The sequence below is a fragment of the Sedimentibacter sp. MB35-C1 genome (assembly GCF_030913635.1).
GTDB lineage: Bacteria > Bacillota > Clostridia > Tissierellales > Sedimentibacteraceae > Sedimentibacter.
Genome location: NZ_CP133188.1, coordinates 785251 through 802977 on the forward strand (window position 1 = coordinate 785251; position 17727 = coordinate 802977).

11 protein-coding genes are annotated in these 17727 nt (G+C 36.7%); 8 read left to right on the top strand and 3 right to left on the bottom strand.

Translation table 11 applies throughout. From position 1 onward, the window contains the following. Positions 1-37: 37 nt before the first annotated feature. The 5 genes from RBQ61_RS03780 (at position 38) to RBQ61_RS03800 (ending at position 7636) form a co-directional block, all read left to right on the top strand. On the top strand, positions 38-2515 hold the full coding sequence (locus tag RBQ61_RS03780) for a Lon protease family protein (RefSeq protein WP_308139191.1): 2478 nt from the start codon (positions 38-40) through the stop codon (positions 2513-2515). Between the two features lie 312 nt (positions 2516-2827). Next, positions 2828-3697 (top strand): MurR/RpiR family transcriptional regulator, encoded by an 870-nt coding sequence (locus RBQ61_RS03785; RefSeq protein WP_308139192.1) that lies wholly within the window; start codon positions 2828-2830, stop codon positions 3695-3697. A gap of 12 nt (positions 3698-3709) precedes the next feature. Next, complete coding sequence (locus RBQ61_RS03790) at positions 3710-4774, top strand: sigma-54-dependent Fis family transcriptional regulator (RefSeq protein WP_308139193.1); 1065 nt, start codon at positions 3710-3712, stop codon at positions 4772-4774. Positions 4775-4980: 206 nt separating this feature from the next. Then, positions 4981-6084, top strand: a complete 1104-nt coding sequence (locus RBQ61_RS03795; RefSeq protein WP_308139194.1) for an alanine dehydrogenase — start codon at positions 4981-4983, stop codon at positions 6082-6084. Positions 6085-6103: 19 nt separating this feature from the next. Then, positions 6104-7636 carry a Na+/H+ antiporter NhaC family protein gene (locus RBQ61_RS03800; protein WP_308139195.1) on the top strand — a complete coding sequence of 511 codons (1533 nt, stop codon included), beginning with the start codon at positions 6104-6106 and terminating at the stop codon, positions 7634-7636. Positions 7637-7883: 247 nt separating this feature from the next. On the opposite strand, the gene RBQ61_RS03805 is transcribed toward RBQ61_RS03800, so the two are convergent. The 3 genes from RBQ61_RS03805 to RBQ61_RS03815 all read right to left on the bottom strand — a co-directional run bounded on the left by RBQ61_RS03805 (position 7884) and on the right by RBQ61_RS03815 (position 12500). Next, complete coding sequence (locus RBQ61_RS03805; RefSeq protein WP_308139196.1) at positions 7884-9965, bottom strand: methyl-accepting chemotaxis protein; 2082 nt, start codon at positions 9963-9965, stop codon at positions 7884-7886. A 189-nt stretch (positions 9966-10154) separates the two neighbouring features. Continuing rightward, on the bottom strand, positions 10155-11402 hold the full coding sequence (locus tag RBQ61_RS03810; protein WP_308139197.1) for a competence/damage-inducible protein A: 1248 nt from the start codon (positions 11400-11402) through the stop codon (positions 10155-10157). Positions 11403-11483: 81 nt separating this feature from the next. Further along, the gene (locus RBQ61_RS03815; protein ID WP_308139198.1) at positions 11484-12500 is read right to left on the bottom strand and encodes a M14 family zinc carboxypeptidase; all 1017 of its coding nucleotides are present in this window, start codon (positions 12498-12500) and stop codon (positions 11484-11486) included. A 126-nt stretch (positions 12501-12626) separates the two neighbouring features. Here RBQ61_RS03815 and RBQ61_RS03820 point away from each other — a divergent pair, with 126 nt between their 5' ends. From RBQ61_RS03820 to RBQ61_RS03830, 3 genes are all read left to right on the top strand, one after another. Then, entirely contained in the window at positions 12627-13175 is a 549-nt protein-coding gene (locus tag RBQ61_RS03820) for a hypothetical protein (RefSeq protein WP_308139199.1), read from the top strand. Positions 13176-13500: 325 nt separating this feature from the next. Beyond that, on the top strand, positions 13501-16293 hold the full coding sequence (locus RBQ61_RS03825) for an S-layer homology domain-containing protein (protein ID WP_308139200.1): 2793 nt from the start codon (positions 13501-13503) through the stop codon (positions 16291-16293). Between the two features lie 439 nt (positions 16294-16732). Continuing rightward, positions 16733-17638: an LCP family protein gene (locus tag RBQ61_RS03830; protein ID WP_308139201.1), complete on the top strand. Its 906-nt coding sequence runs from the start codon at positions 16733-16735 to the stop codon at positions 17636-17638. Positions 17639-17727 lie beyond the last annotated feature (89 nt).

Below are 17727 nucleotides of genomic sequence, written 5' to 3' on the forward strand. Positions count from 1 at the left end.
GTATATCTATCTTATAAATTATTTAAGGAGGACGTTAATGGACAGACCTAGTAATGCTATGAGAAACAGGCTGCCGGCGGAAAGGCTGAAAAAAACCTGCAATATAGAGAGCGAGTTGAATTATTGTAAGACTTCGAAGAACGTTGATATACTTGATGGAGTTATTGGTCAGGGAAGGGCGGTAAGTTCCATGGGTTTTGGGCTTTCAATGAATGCTCCCGGCTACAATATATTCGTACTGGGGCCTCAAGGAACAGGCAAAAGCACTTATGCTCAGTCGGCAGTCAAGAAACTGGCGGCAAAAGGTTCGGTGCCCAACGACTGGTGCTATATAAATAACTTCAGTGAGTGGGATAAACCACTGGCGATTTCTCTGCCTCCGGGAAAAGGCAAGGAATTTCAAAAGGATATGGATAAACTCATAGTCAATATGACTGTATATATTCCAAAAGCCTTCGAAGGAAGCAACTTTCAGCAGCAAAAGGATTCTCTTATACAAAGTGTCAATGAAAAAATGACCTCGATACTCAGGGATATGGAGAAAATTGCAGCAGAATCAGGCTTCGGGATACAGCAGGCAGGACAAAAAATTCTTCTCGTACCCATCAAGGACAATAAAATGATGACGCCGGAAGAATACAATGAGCTTTCATTGGACATACGCGAAGAAATTGAATCAAAAAGAACAAAAATAGCGTCTGAAATAGATGATATGATAAGAGACGGACAGATCGCACAGCGAAAAGCGGAAGAGCAGGCTGGTGAATTGGAAAAGCAGACGGCATACAAAGCAGCGGAGCCTCTTGTTATTCAGCTTAAGGAAAAATATAAACAAATACCTGAAATTGTTAATTATTTGGAAAAGGTTTTGAAGGATGCGGCTGAAAATCACACAATCTTCAGAAGCGCAGGTTCGATTTCAAACGAAGAGTATGCTGCGGAAATGCAGGATGCGGATTCCGGTGAAGAAGAGGAAGATAATATATTTGATACTAAAATATTGGAGACGAAAGACAGCAAGAATCCGTTTACAAGGTACAAGGTAAATTTATTTATAAACAACGAGAATACCATAGGTGTTCCGGTAGTAACAGAAAGCAATCCGTACTACTACAACCTTTTCGGTAAAATAGAGTATAAAAATCACATGATGTCAACAATGACAGACTTTACAATGATTAAACCGGGAGCAGTGCAAAGAGCAAACGGTGGATACTTGATTCTTCAGGCAAAGGATCTGGTAATGGATTCATATGCATGGGATGCTCTGAAGAAGGCTCTTAAGTACAAAAAGGCCGTTGTTGAAAATATAGGGGAACAGAGCAGGTACGTGCCAACGGTAACACTTAAGCCTCAGCCCATTCCGCTGAATCTCAAGGTTATACTCATAGGCAGCCATGTATACTACAATATACTTTCGGCAGATGAGGATTTTAAAAAGCTGTTCAAGGTAAATGTGGATTTTGATGTTGAAATGGACAGGACACAGGATAATATTAAGCAATATATGTCATTTATAGGTTCAATGTGCAAGAAAGAAAACTTAAAGCATTTGAACTGCGACGCAATGTCAAAGGTAGTGGAGTTCGGATCAAGGATGGCGGATAATCAAAACAAGCTTTCAACACGGTTCAACGTTGTCAGCGAAATAATATACGAAGCAGCAGCCCTTGCGGAATCAGAGGAATATAAATCGGATTTTGTTGATGCAAAGCATGTGGAGATGGCAATTAAAAACAGAAAGTATCGTTCAAATATGATTGAAGAGAAAATGCAGCAGCAGATACTTCAGAAAAAAGTGCTTATTGATACAAAAGGTTCTGTGGTAGGTCAGGTTAACGGGCTTTCCGTAATGAGCACTTCAGGATATTCCTTCGGGTTGCCGTCAAGAATAACTGCCAGAACATATTCGGGCAGAGAAGGAATTATCAATATTGAAAGAGAAACCGAAATGAGCGGCAACATTCATTCAAAGGGAGTTCTCACGCTGAACGGATATCTGGGAGGAAAATTCGCACAGGAAAAACAACTGGGTTTGACGGCGCAGGTAACCTTTGAGCAGCTTTACGGAGGAGTTGAAGGGGACAGTGCCTCAAGCACAGAGCTTTATGCAATTTTGTCCAGCCTGTCCGGAGCCCCTATTAAGCAGAGCATAGCCGTAACAGGTTCTGTAAATCAGATGGGAGAGATTCAGCCCATAGGAGGAGTCAACGAAAAAATCGAAGGCTTCTTTGACATATGCTCTTTAACAGGTCTAACAGGAGATCAGGGAGTTATGATTCCGGAGAGCAATGTGGATAATCTGATGCTGAAAGATGAAGTTATTGAAGCAGTTAAAAATAATATGTTCCACATTTATTCTGTTAAAAAAATCGAAGAAGGTATAGAGATCCTGACAGGAATTCCTGCGGGAGAACATGACAAATTCGGAGAATATCCGGAGGGCAGCATATTCTATATGGCAGACAGAAAACTCAGGGAATTCAATAAAGTGCTGGAAGCGGCAGAAGAATAACCAAATCCGGTGCAGGGCAATAATTAAAAATAAAGTATTACAAATAGTGAAATATAAAATAAAATTAAGCAGATTCGTGAATCTGCTTAATTTTATAATTGTGAAATAAAGTATATTGTGCTACTCTATAGATAAAGCTAATTTTATGCTTTGCCTAAAGCTGCAATGGCAAAAGATATTATTTTATTCTCAAGGAAAACGTGACCCTGAGATTTAGGGACAGGCTTGCTCTGCAAGGAAGATTGGGGTAAAAACTATAAAGGTATTAGGTATGGGAGAATAACTTTACTCATATCAAATAAGGAGTTTATAATGAATTACGAAGAAGAAAAAAAATTAGTTAAAAATGCTCTGCCCAAAGTCATACATACAGAAAAAACAGGATCTCAAATAATTGAATATATTCTTGACAAGTACCTTGAGATTCCGTACATAAACTTTGCGCAATTTATGAAGGATCAAAATTTAAGTGAGGATGACGCAAACAAATTTTTAACATCAAATGGTTATAAAGACTTTTCGCAATTTCAGCACAAGTTTTCAGAATTAATTATCAGTTTGATACCTAGAATCGAATCTGTTTCCTGCCTTTCAAGCACCCTGACAAAATCAGATATCAAAAATATATTTACTTCAGTGGCAGATGCAGAGGCATATAACATGAGAAATTTACTTGATTCAATTGAAATAGATAAGTTTTCATCTTTGATTCATGATATTTTAAATTCTCCCGAAGTGATTATAATAGGGACAAGGTCATCAATTACATTAGCCCAGTATGCCTCATATATGCTGAATAAAATAGGAGTTAATGTCAAAAAAATCACTTCAGCAGATACAAGTTCATTCGACAATATACAAAATTTTGATAGATCTTCACTGGTAATTGCTTTCGGATTTAAAAGATATCCCAAAGAGACAATTAAACTTTTGAACTATTTTAGCAGAAAAAATTTCAAAATAATATCTATTACGGATAATTCAAGCTCTCCATTGTGCAATTTTTCGAGTTATTCAATTTATATACAGGCTTATTCATTGGCATATACAGATTCCTTTGTCAATGGAATGGTTCTCATAAATGCTTTGGCATTAGCTATAGGCAAAATGGATAACAAAAAAGTCGTAAAAAGGCTTAACGATTTCGAAGAGACGGCAAGAAGTTTAGAATATTATTTTTAACGGAGAAATCAAATGAATCTTATCAAGGAAATGTGTTCAATTGAAAATTCTTTTGTCACATTGAAAGTACCTATAGAAGAATATAATTTTGACGGAATAGTTACGTGTAACAAATCTATGATGGAACAAATTGCTCTATTAGAGAGAATTGCTAACAAGGATGTCAATATTTTGATAAACGGCGAGACGGGTACCGGTAAGGAAGTGTATGCCGAATATATTCATAAAATCAGCAGCAGAAGATGCAAAAGGTTTGTCAAGCTGAACTGTTCAACAATTCCCGATACCTTGTTCGAGTCTGAAATGTTCGGTTATACAAACGGAGCCTTTACAGGCGCTTCCAAGTTCGGAAAAAAGGGTTTATTTGAACTTGCAGATGAGGGGACAATTTTTCTTGATGAAATCGGAGAAATGCCATTAGAAACACAGTCAAAACTTTTACGAGTTATACAGGAAAAATGTTTCATTAAAATAGGAAGTGAACATGAGATAAATGTAGACGTTAAAATAGTATCTGCAACAAATAAAAACCTGAAAAATTTAGTAAAGGAAAATAAATTCAGAGAAGATTTGTTTTATCGCCTTAATGTTTTTCCTATCAATCTTATACCACTGCGTAACAGAAAAGAAGATATAGTGCTGCTTTCGTTTTTCTTCTTGAATTTGTACAATGCAAAGTACGGATATAGCAAAAAGTTTGACTGCAGGTCTTTATGCAACTTCATTGAATATGACTGGCCGGGAAATGTAAGAGAACTGAAAAATACAATTGAAAGAGCAATGCTGTTATCTACCGATGATATTATAGTTAATGCTAATCCCGAACAAAGCAAAAATGAATTTAATGATGACGAGTACAAAAAAATTGATGTTTCTCTTTCAAACATTAAGCGAATTACAAATGATACACTGCTGTTAGATAAATCATTAAAGGATTTGGTGGATGACTATGAAATAGGCTTGATAAACTATTATATAGAAAAAAAAGGTTCTCTCAGAAATGCTGCAAAAGCATTGAGAACATCTCCTGCGACTTTGTCTCGAAAGCTGTCTTTGTATAAACAAAAGTCAAAATAATTTTGATATTGTTTTATTTATGGAACAGAACGCTGTTTTAATTTTAAAACAGTGTTTTATTTTTATATAAATTTTATATAAATTTTTGCCAAGCAATATATCAATCCTTCAAAATTCAACAAAATATCGATCTCTAAAATTTTAGAAAAATGGCATGGGTTTTGCTTTGATGTAATTGAAGTTACATACATGAAGAGGTGATAGAGATGATATTGACAGTAGGATTTCCTAAAATCAAAAATTTTGGAGGTGATGTAAGGGATTTTCTTCCTTCCCTATTTAGTTATTTAAAGAAATTCAATAACATTGAAGTGTTTTTAGAAAAAGGTTATGGGTCTGGATTTGGATTAAATGAAATCGATTACATTGAGGCAAATCCAAAGATAAAATTTGTTGCGGAAGAAGAAGTTTACAACAAGGATTTGATAGTAATTATTAAAATGCCCGAACTAAAGAATCTTGAAAAACTTAAGGACGGATGCAGTATCTTTACAATGTGCCATTATCACACAAGGGTATCATATGTTGAGCTATTCAAAAGAAAAGGAGTAAAATCTTTTTCTATGGATGCAATTGTTGATGATTATGGAAAAAGAATCTTTGTTGACTATTTCAGAACAGCTTACAACGGTTCAGCTATTGCTTTTAAAGAGTTGAAAAAGTCAATGCCCGGTTTTTACAGCCCGCACAGGAGGCCTATTAACGTGACGGTGCTGGGGGTTGGATTTGTTGCTCAGCATTGTGCTAGATCCTTTGAGATTCTTGGCGATGAAGAATTCCTGGGTAAAAATATTCCCGGAATCATTATCAAATTGCTCCCAAGAACTGTTACATACAGCCACAATTTAATGAAGACTATACTGGAAACTACAGATATTTTAGTAGATGCTACAAGTCGCAGGGATCTCAGTGAAGTGATAATTGAAAACAAATCTTTAGGTTACTTGCCTGATCATGCAATAATTCTTGATTTGGCAGCAGACAGATATGATGAAGGTCAGTTTAAACCAATTGAAGGAACAATTCTGGGAAATTTGTCCAAAATGATAATCTATAATAATGATGAGCTGTACAATAATCTTCCTCAAAATGTAGAACACAGCAATAGAAGAACGACCGTAAGCTGCAATGCGTGGCCTGGAGTAACGCCAAAAGAATCAATTCAATTTTATGAGGTGATCATAAAGGATTATTTAAACATCTTGCTGACCAAGGATATTGAAGAAATAGACAAAGAAAGTGATAATTTTTTCGAAAGGGCACTTTTCAGAAGCTCTTTGTCAAACTATTTGAACAATTTAAAAATATAATTTAAAAACGGGAGGTTTTATGGAACACTATGGTTTTATATCAATTTTACCGCCAATAATAGCAATCATTCTGGCTATAAAGACTAAAAACGTTTTATTTTCACTTTTTGTTGGTTTGTATTTTGGAGCGACTGCTTTGGCCGGTTGGAATCCTATCCTGGGATTTTCAAATTTAATCCCAAATTACATATATGCTCAAATTGCATCTGATTCAAATGTGCAGTCACTAACAAACTTACTGATAATTGGAGCGTTTGTAGCCCTAATTGGTGCAACAGGCGGAGCAGCGGCATTTGCAAAGTTTGCAGGTAAGATGATAAACACCAAAAGAAAAGCTGAATTGTCAATGTGGTTTGGAGGAATTTTCGTATGGTTTTCCGACTCGGCAAATTCTCTTTTAGTAGGACCTATCTTCCAACCCATAGGAGATAAGTATAAAGTGTCAAGAGAGAAATTTGCATATGTTCTGGATGCTACTTCATCACCTATATGTTCATTGGTTCCTATAATAAGCTGGGGAGTATATATTATGGGTTTGATTCAAGTGGAACTTGACGCGTTGCCAGCTTACAGTATGACAAGCTGGGATATATTTGTTGGTGCGGTACCGTTTCAGTTCTACAGCATACTTACACTATTAATGGTAGGATATGTCGCATATACCCAATTTGATTACGGTCCAATGCTTGCGGCTCAAAAACGTGCAGAGGGAGGATTGGTACTCAGAGAAGGGGCGGTTCCATTAAGAAATACAAAAGAAGCAAAACTTCCTGAAGGGGTTGTACCTCAAGCCAAAGCTGTACTTTTACCTTTAGCGGCGCTTCTTATTGTAATGTTTACAGTGTTTTTTATGAATGGTTTCCCTGCAGCCAGCTTAAAAGGTTCTGTAATCAGACAGGGAATATCCTTGGGATTTATAACCGGGGGCATACTGGCTGCGGTAATATCCATAAGAAGTAAAATATTTACTGTAAAAGAGGCTGAAACAACTGTATTTGACGGAATGAAAGACATGGTATACCTGATGGTACTGATGGTTTTTGCCTGGTCATTGGGAAGTGTTACAAAAGATCTTGGAACTGCTTATTATATAATGGACGTTACAAAAGACTTTTTGAATCCTGCTTTCCTTCCGGCCATTATGTTTATAGTCGGATGTTTAATGTCACTGCCTACAGGTTCATCCTGGGGACCTTATGCAATTTTAATGCCTATTGGCATTCCTATAGCTATTCAGATGGGTGCACCTGTCTTGGTAACAGTAGCAGCCATCATAAACGGAGGACTATTTGGCGACCATTGTTCTCCTTTGTCCGATACGACATTATTAGCTTCAATGGGGGCAGCATGCGATCATATTGACCATTTTAAAACACAATTTCCATATGCGCTTACTGTTGCTGCAGTTGCATGTGTTATGTATATATTTGCGGGATTATATCAAAGCTCGGCAATACTAATTCCCGGCATAGCGGTTTTGTTTGCGCTAATCTACCTTTTGCACAAAATTAGCCTGAAGAAATACACTACCAAGAAAGTTACGGTAGAATAATATAATTACACTCAAATTTTACAGGGCACGGTGTCTGTATATGGCGTCACTTCTTTTCTGATAACAGGGAATTGTTGGCGTCATACACCTACAGGAGGATTCTACATGGGAGATGCTGTTACAGATGACAGCGGAAATTTCAGAAATATAAAATAGCAAATGAAATATAAGCCAACATAATAGCAAAAGGAAACTCATCGAGTAGTTATCCCCGATGAGTTTCCTTTATATAAATATTTGGAGGAAATTAATATGATTTGCTTAATTCATCATTGTCATTGTCTGACACATCATCATTCAGCTGAAACTTAGTTACAAGCCCATTCAGCAGTACTGCCTGGCTTGAAAGCTCCTCGCTTGCCGCGGCGCTTTCCTCCGATGTTGCGGAGTTTGTCTGAACAACCGCAGAAATTTGTTCTATGCCTGTCGCAATCTGGCTGGAACCTTCTGCCTGATGAATGCTGGCTTGGGCGATGCTTTCAATAAGTGTCTTCAATCCGTCTGTTTTTTCTACAACAGCGTTCAATGATGAGGCTGTTTTTTCAGCTATTTGTGTTCCCTTAGTTACAGCCTGAACCGTATCACTTATTAGCGTTGTTGTATCCTTGGCGGCTTCAGCCGATTTTTGAGCAAGATTTCTAACCTCATCAGCTACAACCGCAAAGCCCTTTCCTGCACTTCCCGCCCTTGCAGCTTCAACGGCTGCGTTAAGAGCCAGAATATTTGTCTGGAATGCAATATTATCTATTGTTTTTATGATATTGCTGATTTCATTTGACTTATCATTTATCTCCTTCATTGCCGTCATAAGCTTCTGCATGTCCAAGTTGGCTTCCGATATGTCTGTCTCGGTTTGGTTGGAGAGAGTGTTTGCATTTTGTGCCGCCTTTGCATTATCATCAATCTGTGATGAAATATCCTGTATTGTTGCCGACAGCTCCTGGATAGAGGAAGCCTGCTCCGTTGCTCCCTGGCTGAGAGCCTGAGCACCTGCTGCAACCTGGTCAGAACCGTTTGCAATCTGGTCTGAAGCTATTTTTATTTCACTTAATGTGTAGGTAAGTGTATTTGAAATATTTAACAAAGCATCTTTTATTTTTTTAAATTCGCCTATGTAATCAGACTTAAGCTTGAAATTCATATTGCCGTCAGCTATTTGATTTAGTATGACGGATATTTCATCAATGTATAATTTATATGTTTGAAGTGTTTTTCCAATCGATTTAAATGAGTCAACCAAAAGTCCCACTTCACCGTCAGCCTTCACATCTATTTTCACGTCAAAGTCACCGCCGGCAACCTCATTTGCCGATTTTACAACTGCCTTGATCGGTTTTGAAATGCTGTTGCTTACAATCAGTGCAAATGCAACTGCAGCTGCAAATATCAATATAACTGCTATGTAAATCAATTTTTCTAAAGTGGTTACAGCACTGAGCATTGCTTTCTCGTCTACAACTGAGACATAGTTCCAATCTGTGCTGTCAGAATGAATGCTTTTTATCAAATAATTATTTCCTTTGATTTCAAAAGGCTTAAAATCAGCATTGGCGGAAACCGCATCGGCTAACTGTGAATCATATGCCTCAGAAATATTTTTGAAATTATTTTCTGTGTTGCTGGGATCTGATATTATTGTGCCGTCTGAGTCTACAAGCATGTAGTAGCCGTAAAAATCCTTGCTGGCTTCTTCAAACATGGTTGTAAGTACATCAAGGCTCATATCCACTGCCATAACACCTATAAATTTGCCTCTGTCATCCTTAATTGCCTGAGAGGCTCCGATGATTACAATGTCATCTGTGGCAAAATAGTACGGCGAACCAAGTATAACCTCATCCGGGTTTGCGGCGGCGCTGGGATACCATGGCCTTTTGCGAGGGTCAAAAGCACCGTCCATATTTCCATCGGGATACTGTACGTACCCGCCTTTTTCCGTTCCCATAAACACATACTGATAACTGGGGTGTGTTTCTCCGAATTCCTTAAAATTCTGAAAAATCTGCTGTTCAATACCGCCGTTGCTGCCGGGCGTCATCTTAATTTTTGTTTTGTTGTTTACATATGAGGTAAGAGTGTCATCTGCAAGCTTTATAGTGCTGTTATGGGCAAAATAGCTTACATTGTTTTGCATGTCGCTGAAAACAACGTCTATGTTGTCACTGACAAGTGACAGCTGTTTTTCAACAGCGGTTTTCTGCTCTGATATAACGCTTGCTTTCATTCTATTAATAAAAACCGTACTGAGAACAAGTACCGGAACTAAAGCAAATAAAATTATGACCAGGCTTAATTTAAAGCGCAATGTTTGAAATCTATTAATTTTCATTTTTGTAACCTCCATTCATATGGAATTTTTGAAAAGTATTCTACAAAATTCGCCAAAGACAGACAGCGTGTTACAAATATATCGTATGAAAAATAATAATAATTAGCCTAAAATGGAAAAAATTTATATTTTTAAGCAAAAAATGGCTGCAGCAAAAAAGCTGCAGCCATTGGCTCTATATTAATGAAATTATTTTTCAATACAGCTTCTTATCAAGTCCAGAGCTGATGTAGCGGCTCTGTCTCTGACGATTTCCCTTGAGCCTGTAGCCATAATTTTATTGACAGTAAACTTATTTTTGTAATAGACACAAACGTAGGCAAGTCCCACGGGTTTTTCCTTTGTTCCTCCATCAGGCCCTGCTATTCCAGTGGTTGAAACACCCAGGTCTGTGCCGGCAGCTCTAGCTGCTCCGTATGCCATTTCCTTTGCTGTTTCCTCACTTACTGCACCGTATTTGTTCAGCGTATCTCTTTTAACATTCAGAGTATTCATTTTCGCTTCATTGCTGTATGTAACGAAGCCCTCCATAAAAACTTTTGAAATTCCCGGATAGCTTACCAATCTCGACGCAACCATTCCTCCTGTCAGTGATTCTGCTGCAGCCACGGTAATATTTTTCTCAAGCAGCAGTTCAGATGCCTTATCTTCGACCTTTCCCGTCTCGGAAACATACGCATTTTCTCTGCCGAACCTTTTAGTCAGTTCTTCCTTGACAGGTTCAATCATTTTGATGCAGTCTTCTTTGCTTTCCCCTTTGGCCGTAATTCTGAAAATTACCTTTCCGGCACTTGCGTAAGGAGCAATAGTCGGGTTTGTCTGTTTTTCAATTATGTCAATTATCATTTCTTCGGCAGCAGATTCTCCTATATTGACAACCACCAGCTTTTCACCGTAGACTACCTGTTTCGTGTACTGCTTCAGATATGGAACAACTTCGTTATCCACCAGCGGCTCCATTTCCTTAGGAGGCCCGGGCAGAAGTATTCCTATTTTCTCTTTTCCGTCTATACTGCCTTTCATTATGCATGCATTTGCAGTTCCGTTAGGGTTGTTCAGTATGACAGAACCCTTTGGGAAATATGCCTGTCGTATATTGTTTTTAGGGAAGTCTCTTTTAATGTGGGTGTACATATCCTTCACATGCTGGAAACTTTCTTCGTCATAAACCATTTCAACGTTGAAGTATTCAGCCAGTACATTCTTGGTTATATCATCCTGAGTAGGGCCCAGACCTCCCGTACAAATCACTATGTCAGCTCTGGAAAATGCGGTTCCAAAGCACTGCTTAATCCTTCCGGGATTGTCTCCAACCACAGTTTGATAATGAACATCAACAGCTATTTCAGCTAATTTTTTAGATATATATTGGGCATTTGTATTGACTATGTCTCCATGCAAAAGCTCAGTACCTACGCAAAGTATTTCTGCATTCATTGTATCCTCCCATAAGTAAATTAATATAAAACTACTATAAATCTAAATATAAAATAATTCAACCCTTCAGCCATAGATTCATCAGCGAAGAATTTCCTCCTTGGTAAGCGCTGCATATCTCTCAGCGTCACCGTAAATTTCATCATGCACATAAAGTGCCTTTTCGGCAAAAAATAGTCCCGTTGTACCGGCATGCTGCCAAACAAGCTCGTCAAACATATAATCCGGGTGCTGTTTTCCGCCTTCAACAAAGGGCGAAAGCTCTATGCAGAACCCAGGCCTTTTCATTTTTGCCCGGAACCAGTTCTCAAAGCCGCAACCGTAAACTTTCGGATCTTGACTTATCTTAGTCTTTCGATAAATATATTTTTTATTTAGCTCATTCATAATTTTTTCGTCAATTCCGCTAAACATACCGTGGGTTCCGCTGTCAGCCCAAAACGTGCAGTTTCCCGAGCAATGATAGGTCGCCATCAGAGAAAAGCTATGTCTGCTGCAGAAATCTGTCAGAGCTTGTGTCTCAGGTTCGCTGCCGGGTGCGAAACCCTTAAATCTGTCAGAGCACGGCACATGGGTTCCCGGAACGCAGGTTCTTATTTCCCAGTTTCCGTCATCAAAATTCTTATTCAAATCAACACCGTTTGCATTAGCCTTCCAGTATGTATGATCCTCGCCCCAGATTTTCATTTTTTTCAGTGCATTATAATTAGATGAAGCTTTTAGTCCGTTATGCACAATATTTAGACCGTCCGGGTTAACAACGGGAATAAAGTACATGTCAACATTATCTATAATTTTTTTCACATCATACTCGCCAAAATTTTTATCTTCCTTATAATAATAACAGTAGTAATCAAGCATCTTCATACAAAGCATAACCGAAAAATCCTCCCGGGCATGTATACCTCCCGCAAGAAGAACGGATGTTCTTCCTTTGCCGCTGCTCAGCTTCAATGCAGCAATATCCCTTCCTTCAACGGATTTTCCTATAATCTCTTTGCTCAAAATGTCGCTGTAAATTCCACACAGCTCATCAATATCTCCATAAATTCTATCTAAATAATAAGTATCAGACGTATCAACTATATGCTTATTCATAATTAACCTCATCATTTGTAATAAAATTATTATAATATAAAAACCTCGCTTTATTCAATAATTTATAAATTGATATACCAACGGCAAAATGTTATAATTAGTTATCAGTCCCAGGGGGGTGGAGTTATGTTGTTTACGAATTTAAATTTAAAACCTAAGACCATTAAAATCATGAGCCTGTCCATGACTCTGGCAGGAATTATATTCATACTTGCATCCGAATACATAGGAGCGCTGGCGGTCAGAATTGCAATGCTTATATTGCTCATATTCTGTATAGTCAACATAAAAATGACGTACAGATACATGACCTCAAAAGAAAAAATAAACTATTCAGTGGCAACGGCGGCATCAATTGCAGGCATAATCAAGACAGAGCTTACGATGCTTCTCATAGGAGCCGTCATATTATACTTTACGGTACCGACGCTGTTTAAAACAATAAAAGAAAAAGATTATTCCGACATAGTAATGATTATAATCAATGTTATAGGAGTGCTGTTTGCTCTCTTCTGCATCCTCAGCGCAAAAGCCGCTCTGAATACAGTAATAACTATAATCGGTATAATACTAACAGTATCAGGCTGCCTGTCATTGTACGAAATCATAGTAAAAAAGCACGGAAACAGCTCAGTGAGCGACATCGGCGACTTTGATGACACAGATGACATGTAATAAAAACCACATAAATTTCAAGGGGTTCGGTATATACTGAACCCTGTTTTTCTACATCCCTTGCCCCATAAGCCATACTTAAACATTAGTAAGTCAAACTGTCCAACCTGTAACACTTCTGTAATATTACTTGCAAAAACATATGCTATATTATATACATGAGATGTTAGCACGAACACTGTGAATATTACAGTAAGGTTACATTGAATCTAATTTTATTGACTACATAATTCTACGGTGTTATAATCTTATAGTCATTGTGCTGACACAATGAAGGCGTCGGGGGCCTGAACACCCGTACAAATTTCACAGGAGGAAACAAAGAATGAAAAAAGTATTATCACTTGTTTTGGTAATAGCAATGGTATTATCAAGCATGAGCTTTGCATTTGCAAGCACATCATTTACAGACGTAGTTGATGGAGATGATTACGAAGATGCAATTAATACATTGGTTGCGTTAAACGTAGTTACAGGTTATGAAGACGGCACATACAAACCTGAAAAAACTGTAACAAGAGCTGAGATGGCTAAATTAATGGTTCAGCTTCTTGGATATGGAGATTTAGTAGCAGGTTCACAGAGTAACTTTACAGATACTCAGGGACACTGGGCAGATCCTTGGATTGCATTGGCAGCAGGAAAAGGCATTGTTATTGGTACAGGCGATGGTAAATTCGATCCTGAAAGAACTGTAACTTATGATGAAGTTTTAACTATGATTGTTAGAGGCTTAGGTTATACTGACGATTGTAATGAAATTAAAGGAACTTGGCCTTCAAACTTCAAAGTAAAAGCTGCAGAACTTGGAATTACTAAAAATGTTAAAATTGATGTTGCTGGAGCTGACAGAGGTGGAGTTGCACAGGCAATGTTTAATGCACTGGAAGCTAAAATTGTCACTGTTGACAACGACAAAAATGTAAAAGACGTTGTTGATGGAAAAGGTAAAACAAAAGAGTTGCTTAGCAGAATAGCAGAATTGGATGAAAACTATGTAGTATCTTCTGATTTATTTGATCCTACAAACAAAAATTATGCAGGCGATTTTGTTGATTTAGCTCCATATATGTATCAGAATTTGGAAGTTTACTTGAATGACGATGACGAAGTTGTATATATTAAAGATTCTAATTCATTAGTTGTTGAAGGTGAAATTGACGAAGTAACTATTTCAAAAAACGGAAAAATAGCTACTGTAGCAATTGAAACTGAAAATGGTTCAATTGAAAAAGTTGACTTTACAGTTGATGATGCTGAAAAGCTTGAAGCTGAACTTCCAGCTAATGTATTTGAAAATCGTGCAGTTAAGAGCGATGCCACTTTTAAATACGTAAACGATGAAGTTGAAACTATTAAAATTGTTGCAAATGAAGGCGACAAATCAAACGGTAAAATAGAAGAGGATGAAGTTGACGGCTTTGTTCTTGAAACTCAGACAAAGGTTGCAAGAGTAGAAGAAGAATATGAAGATGGAGATACTAAAGTTGACGTATTCACATTACCTGAAAACAGCAAAGACGAACCTGATTTCAATAAAATTATAGTTAAGGGTGCGGTTGATTCTCTTGAAGATATAGCAATTGACGATGTCGTTGTTGAATATCTTGCAGAAGATGACGAATTTACAACACTTGTAGTAACAAGAGACACTGTTGAAGGTGAAATTACAAGAATTGGTGGAACTGACGTTTATGTTGATGGTACTAAATACAAATTAAGTACAACATCAGGTGCTGAAGATAGTCTGTTACTTGGAGATACAGGTGTATTCTACTTGGATCATAACGGAAAAATAGCTGCATTTGATGGAGAAGCAGATGGCGCTACTGATTATGTTGTTGTTATTGGAACTGCAGTTGGAAAAATTGATAAAGATGGATTCAAAAACAGTATCGATGATTATCCTAGGTTAAAAGTTATAACTCAGTCAGGAGACGAAGTAATATATAATGTATATGTTAAATTGAATTCTGATGGAAAAATAACAGGAAGTGCAAAATATGAATATGCAACAGAAGAAGGAAACAAGGTAGAAGATTTATTTACAGGCACTCCTACTGATGATATAACAGCAGTAAACTTTGTAAAATTTGAACCTACAGCTGATCCTACGAATTCTGATCTTGAAGCTGAAGATTACACAGTATTAAAAATCAAATTAAATTCTAGCAACGAAATTACAAGATTAGAGGAAGTAGCTTCTGGATCTGTAGATTTAGACACAACAAAATCATCATTTAAATTAGCTGACAATGCTTTATTATTTAGCGTTAAAGATGAAGAAGCAGTTGCAGAAAATAAGTTAGATACTAAGGTTGAAGGAATTGCTGTACGTAATAAAAACGGTGAAATAGAAGTTCTTTTGACAGAAGATGTTGATGGACTTAATTACAAATTTGCATATATTACTAAAGTACAAGAAGCTAAACAAAATGGCGATGAAGTTCAAGCATTAAAGGCTTATTTAGATGGCAAATTGGTAGATCCTCTTTATACAGATGAAGATAGCCTTGTAACTGATGTTAAAACAGTTTATGCATTAGACATTGATGATGATGGAATAGTTACAGATGTAGTTACACCTGGAGCTGTTTCTAGCGATGATTTAGAAATGTTTAAAAATAAAGTGGCTACAGGTGTTAGCAACAGTTCAGGAACTATTGAAATTTCTGGAAAAGGATGGCTGACATTAGCTGAAGATGCTACAATAGTTGAGCTTGATGATGCAGGCGATGTGGATGCTATAAGAAAATTATCTGCAATCGAAAAGAATGAGTCAATACTTGATGTATATGTTTATGGCGGAGAAGTTGTTCTTATAGTAATTAAAGACAGTGACTATAATGAAACATCTGATGATGAAACAGACGAAGATGTAAGAGAAGTAACTTATATTAACTCTACATTTACAAAAGTAGTTGTTGATGGAACTAAGACTCTGACATTTGATTCTGATACAGCAATTTATGGTGAAGATGGTACTATCATTGCTGTAGGGTATGAAGATATAATGGGTGAAACTGAAGATGAAAGAGCTTTAGTAGTAGGTGATAAAGTAAAGGATATAGAAATTAAAGATGGAGTAGTTGTATCTTTAACAAAAATTGTTGAATAATCATTCTTTGCTAAGGTTATAAAAATAACGGTTAAGATAAAATCTTAACCGTTATTTATGTTTTTGGCTCCTTGTCAATTGCTGGGGGTCTTAAATCCTAATACTAAATAAAGTTACAAAATACAATATTATCTATGGCTATTAAGCTAGTACTAGCTTAATAGCCATAATTTTTAATTCATAACATGAAGAATTCTGTTTCTAAACCATTTTGTTGTTTACACTTTCAGTGTATCCATTAGTAAAAGTACAAATAAAAGAATTTAATATGTACTTTTCTCAGCTTTTAATATTTTTCGCACCAAGTTACTTAAAAAGAGTTGTATATGAAGCCGGGTAATAATATAATAGATAAGATAAAAACATAAGGAATAATAAAATGCAAAATATAAAGAAACTACTACATTCAAAATTATTGTATGCAATTATAATAACGTCTATGATTCTATTACTGGGTACAATATATATAAACTCATATTTGAACAAAATCAATTATAAGGAAAAGACACTGCTTCCAAATGAAGATATAAGCAGGACATCAAATGTACCAAGCCGAAACAGCGAACCGAGAGACAGTAGCATAGATTCATTAACAAACAAAAATATAGTTAACATACTTTTAATAGGACAGGACAAAAGACCTGGAGAGGAACGAGCAAGATCAGACTCAATGATTATAGCCTCATTAAATAAAAAAAGCGATTCTATAAAACTGATATCCCTAATGAGGGATATGTATATTGAGATACCAGGATATGAAGACAATAAAATTAATGCGTCTTATGCTTTTGGAGGAATGGATCTCCTAACTGAGACTGTTGAAGAAAACTTCGACATAGGAATAGATGGCTGTATAGAGGTAGATTTTTCCGGGTTTGAAAAAATAATCGATAAAATTGGCGGAGTTGATATAGAATTAAATGAGGATGAAGCATACTATCTTAGCAGGTCTCAAGAATTAAATCTAACAACAGGTATAAACAGTCTGACAGGAGATGTCGCACTAAACTATGCACGAATACGATATGTCGGAAACGATGACTATGAACGCACAGAGCGCCAAAGAAAGGTTCTTGTTGCAGTGTTTGAAAAACTTAAAAATTCTGATATAAAAACACTTCTGGAACTGTCAGACGACATCTTACCTCTTGTAACAACCAATTTAACGAGTTCACAAATTTTGAGCCTGGTAACTAGGGTGATTGTTATGGATGCATCGGGAATAGAATCATACCGTATACCTGCAGATGGCGAATTTTTACCTGATACGATAGGTGGAATGTCTGTGCTTGTTCCTGATTTGCCGGAGAACAGAAAATTATTGAAAGAATATATGGGATACTAGAAAAGATTGTAAGTATTGCAACATTTATATATACAAAAACCATTGAAACATATATAATAAGGTGTTAAAATATTATACGAATGTAAATA